Origin of the sequence: Halomonas sp. FeN2, from assembly GCF_020595105.1 — a bacterium.
Taxonomy (GTDB): Bacteria; Pseudomonadota; Gammaproteobacteria; order Pseudomonadales; family Halomonadaceae; genus Vreelandella; species Vreelandella neptunia.
The window spans coordinates 1,714,643-1,728,942 of record NZ_CP074200.1; the positions used below are offsets into that span (position 1 = coordinate 1,714,643).

10 protein-coding genes are annotated in these 14,300 nt (G+C 55.6%); 7 read left to right on the top strand and 3 right to left on the bottom strand.

Going from position 1 to position 14,300, the window contains the following annotated elements:
- Positions 1 to 28 precede the first annotated feature (28 nt).
- From KF947_RS07960 to KF947_RS07970, 3 genes are all read left to right on the top strand, one after another.
- Complete coding sequence (locus tag KF947_RS07960) at positions 29 to 1,408, top strand: NAD(P)-dependent oxidoreductase (RefSeq protein ID WP_133731379.1); 1,380 nt, start codon at positions 29 to 31, stop codon at positions 1,406 to 1,408.
- Positions 1,405 to 2,748, top strand: a complete 1,344-nt coding sequence (gene preA / locus KF947_RS07965) for an NAD-dependent dihydropyrimidine dehydrogenase subunit PreA (protein WP_133731380.1) — start codon at positions 1,405 to 1,407, stop codon at positions 2,746 to 2,748. The genes KF947_RS07960 and preA overlap by 4 nt, the downstream gene beginning before the upstream one ends.
- 167 nt (positions 2,749 to 2,915) lie before the next feature.
- On the top strand, positions 2,916 to 3,779 hold the full coding sequence (locus tag KF947_RS07970) for an ABC transporter substrate-binding protein (RefSeq protein ID WP_133731381.1): 864 nt from the start codon (positions 2,916 to 2,918) through the stop codon (positions 3,777 to 3,779).
- 83 nt (positions 3,780 to 3,862) lie between these two features.
- On the opposite strand, the gene KF947_RS07975 is transcribed toward KF947_RS07970, so the two are convergent.
- From KF947_RS07975 to KF947_RS07985, 3 genes are all read right to left on the bottom strand, one after another.
- Positions 3,863 to 5,566 carry a methyl-accepting chemotaxis protein gene (locus KF947_RS07975; RefSeq protein WP_227405900.1) on the bottom strand — a complete coding sequence of 568 codons (1,704 nt, stop codon included), beginning with the start codon at positions 5,564 to 5,566 and terminating at the stop codon, positions 3,863 to 3,865.
- Positions 5,567 to 6,033: 467 nt separating this feature from the next.
- On the bottom strand, positions 6,034 to 9,081 hold the full coding sequence (locus KF947_RS07980) for an efflux RND transporter permease subunit (RefSeq protein ID WP_227405901.1): 3,048 nt from the start codon (positions 9,079 to 9,081) through the stop codon (positions 6,034 to 6,036).
- 1 nt (position 9,082) lies between these two features.
- Positions 9,083 to 10,177, bottom strand: coding sequence for an efflux RND transporter periplasmic adaptor subunit (locus KF947_RS07985; protein ID WP_133731384.1), 1,095 nt, complete (start codon positions 10,175 to 10,177; stop codon positions 9,083 to 9,085).
- A gap of 324 nt (positions 10,178 to 10,501) precedes the next feature.
- Between KF947_RS07985 and KF947_RS07990 the strand changes: the two genes are divergently transcribed.
- The 4 genes from KF947_RS07990 to KF947_RS08005 all read left to right on the top strand — a co-directional run bounded on the left by KF947_RS07990 (position 10,502) and on the right by KF947_RS08005 (position 14,281).
- Entirely contained in the window at positions 10,502 to 11,125 is a 624-nt protein-coding gene (locus tag KF947_RS07990; RefSeq protein WP_133731385.1) for a TetR family transcriptional regulator, read from the top strand.
- A 66-nt stretch (positions 11,126 to 11,191) separates the two neighbouring features.
- Positions 11,192 to 12,457 (top strand): cytosine permease, encoded by a 1,266-nt coding sequence (gene codB / locus KF947_RS07995; protein WP_227405902.1) that lies wholly within the window; start codon positions 11,192 to 11,194, stop codon positions 12,455 to 12,457.
- 16 nt (positions 12,458 to 12,473) lie between these two features.
- Complete coding sequence (codA, locus tag KF947_RS08000; protein ID WP_227405903.1) at positions 12,474 to 13,727, top strand: cytosine deaminase; 1,254 nt, start codon at positions 12,474 to 12,476, stop codon at positions 13,725 to 13,727.
- A gap of 44 nt (positions 13,728 to 13,771) precedes the next feature.
- Entirely contained in the window at positions 13,772 to 14,281 is a 510-nt protein-coding gene (locus KF947_RS08005; protein ID WP_227405904.1) for a YbaK/EbsC family protein, read from the top strand.
- The last annotated feature ends 19 nt before the right edge of the window (positions 14,282 to 14,300 follow it).

Below are 14,300 nucleotides of genomic sequence, written 5' to 3' on the forward strand. Positions count from 1 at the left end.
GTTTCTATAAAACAGCGGAGGCTCTACCGTGACTAGCCAACTGAACCATCTACCCAGCGCAAAAGAGGTCGGCACCTACGACCCGCATACGCTGGACAGCAATTTTAGCGATCTACACCCACCGTTAACCTCGCGCCAGGCGATGATCGAAAGCCAGCGCTGCCTTTACTGCTTTGATGCGCCCTGTGTGGAGGCTTGCCCGTCGGATATTGATATTCCTAGCTTTATTCGCCAAATCAGCGAGAACAATATCAACGGCGCGGCGGAAACCATTCTGGAAGCCAATATCCTAGGTGGCAGCTGCGCCCGGGTGTGCCCTACCGAAATTCTCTGTGAACGCAGCTGTGTGCGTAACCACGATGCCGAGTGTCAGCCAGTACTGATAGGCCTATTACAGCGCCACGCCACCGATAACATGCAGTTCGAGAGCCACCCGTTTAAACGCGCCGCCAGCACAGGCCGCCATATTGCCGTCGTCGGCGCTGGGCCCGCGGGGCTCTCCTGCGCTCACCGCCTGGCGATGCTGGGCCACCAGGTAACGATTTTTGAAGCTGAGCAAAAGCCCGGCGGGCTGAACGAATACGGCATCGCCCGCTATAAAATGACCGATGACTTCGCCCGTAAGGAAGTCGAGTTTTTGCTGGAAATTGGCGGCATCGAGATCCAGTACGGCCAGCGTCTGGGCGAAAACCTGGAGCTTGCTACGCTTCGCAAGCAGTACGACAGCGTGTTTCTCGGTTTGGGCCTGGGCGCCAGCCGTGCTCTTGGTTTAACCGGGGAGCAAGCCCCCGGCCTGATGCCTGCGGTGGACTACATCAAGGTTCTCCGCCAAACCAATGACCTAAGCAGTTTGGCCGTGGCCAAGCGCTGTATCGTGATTGGTGCGGGCAATACTGCCATTGATATGGCAACGCAAATGGCTCGCTTAGGGGCAAGCGAAGTAACGCTGGTCTACCGCCGTGGTGTTGAAGCCATGTCCGCCACCGACCATGAGCAAGAGATCGCCAAAGCCAACGGCGTGCGAATGGTGACCTGGGCCCAGCCCGACGAAATTTTGCTCAACGATCAGGGCCGAGTAGCCGGCATGCGCTTTGCCAAAACCCATGATCAAGGGGGCCGCTTAGCCCCTAGCGGAGAAACCTTTGAAATCACCGCCGACGCTGTTTTCACCGCGATAGGCCAAGGGTTCGAAGGCGCGAGCCTAAGCGATGCCACCGCGGCTGAGCTTGATCGGGACGGAGAACGCATTCACGTTAACGAGATGTTCCAAACCTCACTGCCCAATGTGTACGCTGGCGGCGACTGTGTAAAACCCGGCCAAGATCTCACCGTACAAGCCGTGCAGCACGGCAAGCTGGCGGCCCACGCCATTCATCAAGCACTCGCCGCTAAGCAGGAGGCCGCATGAACACGACGCCTTTCAACACCCTCTCTTTTCCAGGCAAGAAAAACAGCGGCGACAGTGTCGTTAACGGCGTTGACCTATCGGTGAACTTTGCCGGCATCAAAGCCCCTAACCCCTTCTGGTTAGCCTCCGCCCCGCCCACAGATAAAGCCTACAACGTGGTACGCGCCTATGAAGCTGGCTGGGGCGGCGTAGTATGGAAAACCCTTGGTGAAGAGCCACCTGCGGTGAATGTCTCCTCACGCTACTCGGCCCATTACGGCAAAAATCGTGAGGTCATCGGTTTTAACAATATCGAGCTGATTACCGACCGCTCGCTGGAAATCAACCTCAAAGAGATCACCCAGGTGAAGAAGGATTGGCCTGATCGCGCGCTGATCGTCTCCATCATGGTGCCCTGCAACGAGGAAGCCTGGGCTTATATTCTTCCCTTAGTAGAAGCCACCGGCGCGGACGGCATCGAGCTAAACCTGGGCTGCCCCCACGGCATGCCGGAACGCGGCATGGGCGCGGCGGTGGGTCAAAACCCCGACCTGATCGAAAAAGTCACCTACTGGTGCAAGAAGCATTATTCAAAACCAGTAATTGTAAAACTTACGCCCAATATCACCGATATTCGCGTGGGGGCCCAGGCAGCACTGAGGGGCGGCGCCGATGCGGTGTCGCTGATCAATACCATCAACTCGATCACCAGCATCGACCTGGACAATATGGTCGCTAAGCCCACCGTGGGCCACCAGAGCACCCACGGCGGCTACTGCGGCAGCGCCGTCAAACCCATCGCCATGAACATGGTGGCGGAAATCGCCCGCGACCCGGCCACGCCAACGCTGCCCATTTCCGGCATTGGCGGTATTTCCACCTGGCGGGATGCGGCGGAATTTATCGCCCTAGGCGCGGGCAGCGTGCAGGTATGTACCGCGGCGATGCTCAACGGCTTTCGTATTGTGGAGGAGATGAAAGACGGGCTTTCCCGCTGGATGGCGGAAAAAGGCTACGACTCGATCGAGGCGTTCTCCCGAAAGGCGATACCGCAGACCACTGACTGGAAACACCTGGATATCAACTTCAAGACCATCGCCAAGATCGATCAGGATCTGTGCATCGAGTGCGGCCGCTGCTATATCGCCTGCGAGGACACCTCCCACCAGTCGATTGCCAAGCTCACCGAACAGGACGGCGCTCGCCGCTATGAAGTGATTGAAGAGGAGTGCGTAGGCTGTAACCTTTGCCAGATCACCTGCCCAGTGGAGAACTGCATCACCATGGTGCCCCAAGAGACCGGCCAACCCTTCCTGGCCTGGGATAACGACCCACGCAATCCTTTCCGGGTCGCTTCTTAAAGCCGTCTATTAATTTCCTCAAGACACTACCCTCCGCCCTCAGCTTATGAGGGCGGTCGCGTTTTCTGCAACATACTGTTCCCTCACCCAATAGCGACAAGAGACAGCATTCCTGAGAACATGAGAAAATATCGCATATAGAATATTTTCTCATAAAAGGAAGTTCAATGAAGTTCGCTATCACTACCACCGCTATGCTCTTAGCGGCTGCCAGCGCTACTGCGAGCGCCGACCAACGAATCGCCACCTTCGATTTAGGCAGCCTGGATACGCTGGATGCACTCGGTTTAAAAGAGCAGGTCGTGGGTGTACCGAAAGCCAGCCTGCCTGACTATCTTGAGCAGTATGCAGCCGATGACGTCACCAATATCGGCGGCCTACGCTCACCGGATATGGATGCCCTTGGCGAAAGCGAGCCTAGCCTCATTCTCTACACCGGACGCCAGGGTGAGTGGGAAGAGGAACTTAGCGAGATCGCTCCGCTGCTCAACACCAGCCTTCAGGGTGACGACTACCTGACTGCTTTTGACGCCAACATACGCGAACTGGCGAGTCGTTTAGCGGTGGAAGGCAAAGCTGAAGAGGCGCTGGGAATACTGCACGCCGAGATTGAGACCCAGCGCGAAGCGCTAAGCAACGCTCCTAGCACGCTGGTGGTAACCCACAACGGCGGTAACCTGATGTTGAATCAGCACCCAGTAGTTCACGACGTGCTGGGTGTAGCTACCGTTGAGATGCCTGCTAGCGTGACATCTGAAACCCGCGGTACCCGTACCTTTACCCCGCTTTCACCTGAGGCGATTAGCGAAATTGATCCAGAGGTCTTGCTGGTAGTTGATCGCAGCGCCGCGATTGGCGATGAGCCTGCCGATGCAGATGCCTTAGCGAAAACGCTCTTAGATGCGGGTGCTGAGAAAGCGCAGGTTGTTATGCTAACCCCCGCGCTGTGGTACCTCTCCGGTGGCGGCCTGCAGAGTCTGGCGCTACAGGTTGAAGAAGTCGCTGCCGCGCTAAACTCGTCAGGTAACTAAGCGCTCACGAAACCATTACCCCCTCTTAATGAGGGGGTAATGCAGCCTAAATAGCGAGAAACCTACATGACGCGAAAGTTAGCTTAAAAGGCTTCCCAATCATCTTCAGTGCTAGCCGTGGTTTTGCTGCTCGCTTGGCTGCGTGGCGCAGGCCGCATCAGCGCGGGCTGTTGTTGAGATAAATGTTGAGATGAGCGCTGTGGCGAGGCAAGTGGGGCGTGTTGTGTACGGCTCTCCCCATCAGCTAAACGAAAGGCTGAAACAACGCTTTCAAGCCGCGCCGCCTGCTCTTCCAACGAGCTGGCCGCTGACGAAGCCTGCTGAACCAGGGCCGCGTTCTGCTGAGTCACTTCATCCATCTGGGCAACCGCTTGATTGACCTGCTCAATGCCCGAACTCTGCTCCTGCGAGGCCGCGGAGATCTCATCCATAATATCGGTCACCCGGCGCACCGAGGAGACCACATCCCGCATCGTCGCACCGGCGCTTTCGACTAATGCTGAGCCCTCTTTCACCTGGCTGGACGACGCTTCGATCAGTGCTTTGATCTCTTTGGCCGCATCGGCACTGCGGCTGGCCAGGTTACGTACTTCGCTGGCCACTACTGCAAAGCCCCGCCCTTGCTCACCTGCCCGCGCAGCCTCAACAGAGGCATTAAGCGCCAGGATATTGGTCTGGAAGGCGATAGAGTCGATAACGGTAATAATATCCGCCACTTTCTGCGAGCTGCTAGAGATACCGTGCATGGTGGTAATGACTTTCTCAACGACTTCGCCACCGTTGCTTGCGGTGCTTGAAGCATCGTTCGCCAACTGGCTGGCCTGGCGTGCATTGTCGGCATTCTGTTTAACAGTAGCGGTTAACTGCTCCATGCTAGCAGCGGTTTCCTGCAGCGAAGCAGCCTGCTGTTCGGTGCGTGACGATAGATCCGCATTGCCACTGGCAATTTCACGTGCACCGATATGAATCGAGCCGCTGCCATCGCGTACTTCAGAGACTGTCTTAGCCAAATTACTCTGCATATACTGCATGGCGCTGAACAGTTTACCGATCTCGTTACGGCCACGGTCACTAACCTTGCCCGACAAATCGTTTTGGGCAATTCGCTCAAAGTGCGCCACTGCCTCGTTAAGCGGTTTTACGATAGAGCCCACCATGGCGATACGCACAAATATAACCATCAATGCTGCAAATAACAGTACGGCGATATCGATATAGCCAATCAGCTGCATGTCACTTTCATAATCGGTGACCATAAGCTTGTTTTGATCCGCCATATAATCGTTGTAAGCCCTGCTCGCCTCGATGAACCGCTGATTCAAATCACTGGCCGATTCTCTTGCGTTGCGAAAAGCGTCCTCGTCCCCGGCAGCCAGCGCCGCTTCCTGGGGCATAAGCCCCTGTTCGATCAAGCGGTCGAAGCTTGCTATCAAGGTGTCTACACGGGGCGCCGGCACCGCGATCGACTCAAATTGGTCAAAATGATCTCGTGCACTTTCCTGCATGTCCTGGGCCTCTGCCAAGTATTGACGGGCCGAACGAGCATCGCCTTCATAACTCGCGACAAAACTGTTTACATAAAAAAGCTGTGCGTTTGCTACCGATAACTGGCCTTGGTTAACCGCGCGCATTTGATCCGCCGCACGGTCGACTTCTCTAAGCGAAGAGCTACCCTCTTCGCCAGCTCGATAACCAAGAAAGGCGATAACGATAATTAATAACGAAAAGACAGCAAGAACGAGGGTTAACCCCATCTTGACGGACACATTGCTGAGTAGACGGTTCATGGTGCGGTACTGCTCCTGGCTAGGTATATTCGCTTTAGATGATCTTGATAACCTAGCAGCAGGCTGACCGATGGCTTGGATTATAAGAACAATCTTTTATCTTGCGCGCAAAACTTTATCGGCCAAGATAAGTTTCACTTTAGCAAAAACCCAAACTTATTTAAACACCCAACTCTTTTTAATCAGTCAATAACCAGAGACCGTTAATCTATGAACAAAACATTAAACTTAATCTATGTTATCGAATAATATTCAATCATATGAGTTTGAACTATAACGGTACTTATTCCATGATTTACTAATATATTTTTGGCACTGCCGCTTCATCACGCCGGGGGCACTATCGCGCCTAGAGAAGAATGAAATAACGGCGTTAAGTCGTGAAGCAGGATCGTGAAGAGAAGAAAAAGCGCTGCCCCAGTGGCCGAAGCGACGAGGGCAGCGGAGGGCATAAGACCCTGGCAGGGTTATGAGTCGGCGTGAACCTTGATCCGGTACAGTACGCAATAAACCACCGGCAGCACTATCAGGGTTAACAGCGTGGCGACACCCAGGCCACCGATCAGCGCGACCGCCATGCTGGCGAAGAAGGCATCGCTAATCAGCGGGATCATCCCCAGCATGGTGGTTAACGCAGCCATGGCGACCGGACGCACGCGGCTGACAGCTGCTCGCACTACCGCATGGTAGCGGTCTTGGTGCAGCGGCAGTTGCACGTTGATCTCCTCCACCAGCACGATGGCATTTTTGATCACCATACCGATCAAGCTCAGCGTGCCCAGCAGCGCCATAAACGAGAAGGGCATCCCAGTAATCAACAACGCGCCCACTACGCCAATAATCGTTAGCGGTACCAGCGACCAAATAGCCAGAGGTTGGCGGAAGTTATTGAACAGCACTACAGTGAGAATAAACATCATCACTATGCCCAGCGGCAGTGAGGCAAATAAACCACTCTGCGCTTCACCAGCGGTCTCAAACTCACCACCCCACTCCAACCGGTAACCTGCCGGTAGATCCAAAGCCTCTACCCTCGGGCGAATGTCGGCCAATACGCTGGCTGCTGTCACCCCGCTTAGCGGATCCGGCTCACCGTACACCGCCAGCATGCGTTCGCGATTGCGACGCATAATCAGCGGATCCGACACCTGTGTGGTGATATCGCCGATGACTTGATCGGCGGTGATATAGCGGTTTTGCTCTCCGCTCCAGACGTTAAGCGAGCCTAGGTTATCCACATCGTGACGCTGTTCGGGGATTGCTCGCGCCACTATCGGAATCAGGTCGCTGCCGTCGCGGTAAATGCCCACTTGGCTGCCACTGGTACTCAGCGCCAGGGTGCTGGCCAGGTCTTCACGGGTCACACCCAGCCTACGTGCAGTATCTTCAAGAAAAACGGGCTCAATCGCCTGCACGCGGTTACGCCAACTGGTGCGCACGCTGGTCATGTTCGGGGTATCGCGGAACATGGCCTCAACTTGATCGCCCAACTGGCGAAGTACCGCCGGGTCGCTGCCGTAGAAGCGTGCCTCTAGCTTGGCTTTAGGCGAAGGGCCGACCTCCAACGGAGCGATTTTATAGTCGATATCGCTATGGTCGCGCTCCAACACTTGCTCTACGTCAGCCATGCGGTCGTGTTGCGTCGCTTTATCGTCGGTTTCGACAATCAACTGCGCATAGCTTGCGTAGCGGTCTTCCGGTGAATAGGTGAGGGTAAAGCGCTGCGCCCCGCCGCCCACTGTGGTTGTCAGGTGGCGAACGCCGTCCATCTCCATCACGCTCTTTTCAAGCTCGCTTACGCGGCGTTGAGTTTCGAGGATATCAGTGCCTTCCGGCGTGCGATAATCGACAAAAAAGATCGGCGTATTAGAGGCCGGAAAGAAGGCATTTTTAACCGAACCAAAGCCGACCACCGCGCCTGCTAATATCACCGCCATCAGCGCCAAGGTTAACCAGCGCCAGCGAATACCGGTGGTAATGACACGGCCTACAAAACGATAAACCACGCCTTTGTAGGGGTCTTCCTGTCCATCGCCGGGGGCCACATTGCGGAAAAACAGCTTGAAGTAGAACGGCGTCAACGTCAGCGCCGTTATCCAGCTCAGCAGCAGCGAGTAGAGCAGCACGAAAAATAGCGAGCCGATAAACTCACCGGTGGTGTCTGGCGATAAACCGATGGGCGCAAAGGCGGCAATCGCAATCAGCGTTGCGGCCAGCAAGGGCCAAGCGTTTTGGCGGATCACTTGGTGTGCAGAATCGCGAATCGTGCTGCCGCGCTTTAACCCCACCAGCATGCCTTCAGTAACCACAATGGCGTTATCTACCAGCATTCCCAGGGCAATAATCAGCGCTCCCAGCGAGATTTTCTCCAACTGCAAACCGTGGAAGCGCATCAGCATAAAGGTGCCGATAATGGTGATCAGCAGAATAAAGCCCATTAGCAGACCACTGCGCCAGCCCATAAACAGCATCAGCACCACGATGACAATGGCCACCGCCTGGATCAAGCTGACCAGGAAGCCGGATACAGCGTCGTCAACCACCTGGGGCTGGTTGTAAACGACGTTCAGCTCCATACCCAGTGGCGTGCGTGTTTGCAGTGCATCCAGACGCTGCTGTAGCCGTTCTCCTACCTCGACAACGTTCACCCCACTTTCAAAGGAGACGCCCAACGAGATCGCCGGCCTGCCCATATCGCGGTAAAGCTGCTGGGGCTGTTCCGCAAGCTCGCGGCTCACATCAGCAATATCGCTCAGCCGCACCAGCTCGCCATCGCCCTCACTGACAATCAGGGCGCGCAGAGCTTCAATATCTGCCGCGCTGCCCGTGGGGGTGATACGAAAACGGCGGCCATCCTGTTTAAGATGCCCTGAGTCTGCCACTGCATTTTGGGTCTCAAGCAGTTGCTGTAATCGTGTTAACGGAATATTCAGTGCGCGCAGGCGTTCGCGATCAACTTCGATATAGATGCGCTCTTCGTGCTCACCGCTTAGCGACACCTTCGCGACGCCCTTCACCAAAGCGAGCTCGCGCTTGAGAAAATCAGCATGGTCAGCCAGATCCGGCATGCTATAGCCGTCGCCCGTCAGGTTGACCATAAAACCAAATACATCGCCAAAGTCATCATTTACGCGGGATTGACTCGCTCCCGGCGGAAGCGCGGCTTGGGCATCCTGTACTTTACGGCGCAGCGAATCCCATAATTGCTCCAACTCCTCGTTCTGCACCGTACTTTCGAGCTCAACGGTGATCTGCGATAGGCCATCAGAACTCACCGAGCTAACCCGTTTGATCGATGACATCGCCTGGATAGACTCTTCCAGGGTCGAAGTGACTTCCTGCTCTACCTCTTCAGGCGTCGCGCCTGGGTACTGCGTGGTAATCAGCGCATTGCGGATGGTAAATTCGGGAAACTCCAGTTGACCCATGCCTAAAAAAGACAGCGCGCCGCCCGCCAGCAGCACCACGGTCATTAAATAGCTGGCCGCTCGATGGCGTAGAAAGTAGTCGACCATTTTAAAGCCCCTGCTCTTTTTCCCACGGGGTCACCTTGGTGTCCACGGTTAAACGGTGGGCTCCGGCCGCCACAACGCGATCCCCCGCGGCCAAGTCTCCGCTGACTTCCAGGCCGTTTGAGGTCAGCCGACCAACCTCAACCGGAACCGCTTCAACGTTTTCTGGCTCAACGAATCGCCATACCTGGGCCTGGTCGGGATCATCACCAGCATAGCTCACCGCGTCAGCGGGCAGCAGCCACAGCGGGACGCTATTCTCGGTTTGCAGCGAGCTCAAATCGAGCCGCACATTGGCACTCATGCCGTCTAAAAGGGTGATATCGTCCGGCTGGGGCAGCGTTAGGGTGACTTCATACGCCAAACTCTGCGCGCTGGCCTGGGTGGTGTAAGAGGCTAGCTGGGCGAGATAGGGTTTATCGCTATTGCCAAAGCGCACTTCAAACGCCAACGCGTCTCCGAAAGGCGTTCCATTGCTTCGCGGTATGCGCTGTACTATCTGCTCTGGCAGATGGAACACCACGTCTAACTGCCCCGGTTGCTGGATCACCGCGACCGTTTCTTGCACCTGAACAATCTGGCGATTATCCACCGGCACTTGGGCAATCACACCATCGTATGGGGCACGTAGCTTTGTATGCTCGACCTGCTCTTGGGCCTGTTCGAAGGTGGCCCGGGCGGCCCGCCACTCACTTTCCGACTCATCAAATTGGGATTGGCTGACCGCCCCACGCTGCAGGGTATAGCGCATGCGTTCTAGCGTTGCCTCGGCTAGCTCCAAGCGCGAGCGGGCGCTGTCCAGCTCGCTTTGCACATTGCGATCATCAATGCGCGCAATCACCTCGCCTTCGCTCACCCGTTGGCCGGGGCTCACATTGAGCTCCAATAACTCCCCGGCCATACGAAATGACAAATTGCTGCGGGTGGAGGCTTCCACCCGCGCCGGAAACTGCCGCAAGGCCGCGGCATTTGCTGACTGTAATGTCATCAACTTTACTGGCCGTGTGGCGTCAGTCGACTGCGCCTGAGGTTGCTCGCAGCCCGTTAGCACGAGTAGGGCCAGTATGACGGGCAGCGAACGGAGAAGAGTAACGGGCACGATTGGCTCCTTGATGGCGGACAGTGCGAATTTTCAACCCTGCATTCAGAACATACATTGAGTAATATAGTCACTTCACTGACATTCATGAATGTCAGTGAAGTGTATAATAATCACCAACCGGCGACTTTGCTATTCATCACTGCCAAAATACCGCTAAGGAGCCTCTGATTAACGTAATGAGCGAAGGCCAGACAAGGCAAAAATCAACGAAAAAGCGGAGTTTACGGGTTGTAAATGAGCATTTTGAGGCGATTTTTAACGCTGTATGGTCGAGCGCAATAGTTAATCAGAGGTTTCTTAATTTTATTAATAGGAGCCGCTATGTCCCGTCGTAAGGCCGATGCCGAACGTACCCGAGAAACCATTCTGGACGCGGCAGAGACCACCTTTTTAGCCCAAGGCGTTTCGCGTACCACCTTGGCGCACATCGCCCAGGCAGCAGGCGTGACACGTGGGGCCATTTATTGGCACTTTGAAGACAAAGCCGCATTGTTCGATGCACTCTTGGAACGTGTGCGTGTCCCTCTGGATGAAATTGTCGATGAGGTGGTGGCGCGTCTAGGTTCAGCACCGGCAGACTGCTTACGCGAGATTGCTCTACGCTCGCTGGCAGCCATTTCTCACGACCTGCCTCTGCAGAGGGCAGCCACCATCGTGCTGCACCGCTGCGAGAAACTGGAAGAGGAACACCCGCGGATTTGCATGATCACTCGACTCTCTGAGCATGCAGAGGCACGAGTAGAGCAATTGTTCGAACAGGCCCAGGTAGCGGGCACTTTACGCGCTGACCTAACCCCAGCCAGCGCCCGACGCCAATTTCATGGCTTTTTGATTGGCGTCTGTTTCGACTGGCTGCAGGATACCCAGCAGCATTCTCTGGCGGATGAGAGCAGCGGCATCGTGGAAACGTTAATGCGTGGTTTATTGGTGGAAAATAAGCCGTGAAACATTGAGTATGACTTGGCACGCGGGTTGCTTATATCAACAGGATAATATTACCTGGAGCTTACCATGCACCATTCTGACTACCCCCTCAGTGAAGTCCCTACCAGCGCCCGCAAGGGCCTGCTTTCTACCTCGGCAGTGCTGCTTGGATTTACGTTTTTCACCGCCACCATGTGGGCGGGCGGCACGTTAGGCCAAGCCTTTCCGATTGGCCAACTGCTATGGATCATAGTGATTGGCAACCTCCTGCTGGGAATGTATGCGGCAGCCCTCGCCTATATTGCTTGTAAAAGCGGGCTCAATTCGGTGCTGATGGGACGCTTCTGCTTCGGCGAAAAAGGCAGCAAGCTCTCTGACTTTATTCTCGGTTTTACCCAGATCGGCTGGTACGCCTGGGGCACCGCCACGATTGCTCTGGTGTTAGTACGCACCACAGGGATGCCTGAGTGGCTGGAAATCCCCTTAATGGTGCTCTTTGGGTTTGGCTTCTGCGTCACCGCCATGATCGGCTACAAGGGCATGGACTGGCTCTCGCGCTTTGCCGTCCCCGCGATGATGCTGTTTATCTTAATCAGCCTGTTTACCGGGTTGGTCGATGTGCGCGGTTTTGCGGGACTGAGCCAGCAAACGCCCACAGAAAGCATGAGCGTAGCAGCGGCGGTTACCGTCATCATTGGCACCTTTATCAGCGGCGGCACCCAAGCCACTAACTGGAGCCGCTTCGCCAAGACACCAAAAATTGCCGTCATCTCCACCATGGCGGCTTTTTTTGTAGGTAACGGCTTAATGGTACTGACCGGCGCGCTGGGCACCATGATTTACCAGCAGGCTGATATCGTGGATGTATTGATCGCCCAGGGGTTTGTCACCATCGCCGTGCTGATGCTGTTTCTGAATATCTGGACGACCCAGGACAACACCATCTACAACTTCGCCGTGGCGGGCTGCAATTTACTGCGCACCGAAAAGCGCCGTTTGGTCACTGTGGGCGGTGCAGCGATTGGCACCGTGCTGGCGGTGGGCGGCATGTATAACCTACTCATCCCGTTTCTGGTGTTACTCGGCACCTTTATACCGCCCATGGGCGGGGTGATCATGGCGGACTTCTGGCTCAAGCATAAAGGCCGCTACCCGTCGCTTGCGTCTGCGGCACTGCCCGATTTCAACCGCCGGGGTTTAGCTGCCTATGCCATCGGTGCAGGCGCGGCTTACTTTTCCCCATTACTTCCCCCGCTGGTGGGCGTGGCAGTGGCGGCAGGCAGCTACGCCGTGCTGCTTCGTTTAAACCACGCTACGCTGAGCGATACACTTCCTTCTACTGCTAAACAATAAGTGAGCCCTTTTTCATATGCCCATGCAGATCATTAACGCCCGCCTTCGCCAGCGCCCAGAGCTTTACCGAATTGAGATTGAGAACGGCACGTTCACTGCGATTACCGCCCAAGATACGCCGCAAACAGCAATTGAGGGGCAGATTGATGCGGGCGCCAAGCTGGTTTGCGCGCCGTTTATTGAGCCCCATATTCATTTGGACGCCGCGCTTACGGCGGGCGAGCCTAGCTGGAACCAGAGCGGCACGCTGTTTGAAGGCATTGAGCGCTGGGGCGAGCGTAAGCCTATGCTCACCGAAGCGGATATACGTGAGCGAGCGCTGAAAACGCTTAATTTATTGATCGGCAATGGCGTGCAGTTTGTGCGCACCCACGCCGATACCAGCGACCCGAGCCTGATTGGGCTTAAAACACTGTGCGCTTTGCGCGACGAGTTAAAAGATAAAATTGATATTCAGGTAGTCGCCTTCCCTCAAGACGGCCTCCTCTCTTATCCAGGCGGTGACAGGCTGATGGAAGAGGCGCTGGAGATCGGCGCCGATGTGGTGGGCGGCATTCCCCACTTCGAATACACCCGCGAGCTGGGTGTCGCTTCCATGAAGCGAGTGATCGAACTGGCAATCAAGTACGACCGTTTGGTAGATGTGCACTGTGACGAGATTGACGATCCCAACTCGCGCTTTCTCGAAGTACTGGCCTGCGAAGCGCTGTTTAACGACTTAGGCAGCCGCGTGACCGCCAGTCACACCACGGCGATGCACTCCTACGACAACGCTTACTGCTCCAAACTGTTTCTGCTGCTAAAACGCTCGGGTATTAACTTTGTCTCCTGCCCCACCGAAAGCATTCACCTGCAGGGGCGCTTTGACACCTACCCGAAACGGCGCGGCGTGACGCGTGTTAAGGAGCTCAACGCAGCGGGCATTAACGTCTGCTTTGCCGAGGACTCCATCTTCGATCCCTGGTACTCACTGGGTAACGGCAAACTACTGCGAACGCTGGATTTTGGCCTGCATATCTGCCAAATGATGGGCTATCAGGACTTCAGCCAGGCCCTGTCACTGATTACCGATAACAGCGCCCGCACGCTCAATATTGAAGCGCGTTACGGCATTGAGGTAGGCAAGCCTGCCAGCTTCAATCTGCTGGAGGGTGAGGATGACTACAGCGTGCTACGCACCCAAGGTGAGGTGCTGCTTTCCGTACGCCACGGCGAGATCATTATGCAGCGTGAGCCAGCCAAAATTACGACGCCCCCGTGGCTTGGCTAATGTAGCAAGGGCACGTTAGATTAGTTATTTGACCGAGAACGTTAATGCCGACTGTTAATAACCGGGGGAAATCCACGATGGGCATCGAAACCGTTCGCCAGTTTTTTGCCGAGCACGCGCCGGATATAAAAATCGAAGAACTTGATACCAGCACCGCTACGGTGCAGTTGGCCGCCGACGCCCACGGCGTAGTGCCAGGGCAAATTGCCAAAACCCTGGCATTCAAAGTCGGTGAAAAACCGCTACTCATTGTCGCCAGTGGCGATGCGCGTATCGACAACCGCAAAATTCGCGATACCTTCGGCGGCAAGGCCAAAATGCTCGACGCCGAGACGGTCATGGAGCTCACCAGCCACCCAGTCGGCGGCGTTTGCCCCTTTGGGCTTGCCACTAACCTGCCGGTTTACTGCGATGAATCGCTCCACGCCTATGACGAAGTGCTACCCGCCGCTGGTTCGCCCACCAGTGCCGTGCGCCTAAGCCCAAAGCGATTGGCCGAGCTGGTCAATGCCAAGTGGGTGGATGTGTGTAAGTTGCCGGAGAACGCCACTTAAGCACGCACCTATAACGCCG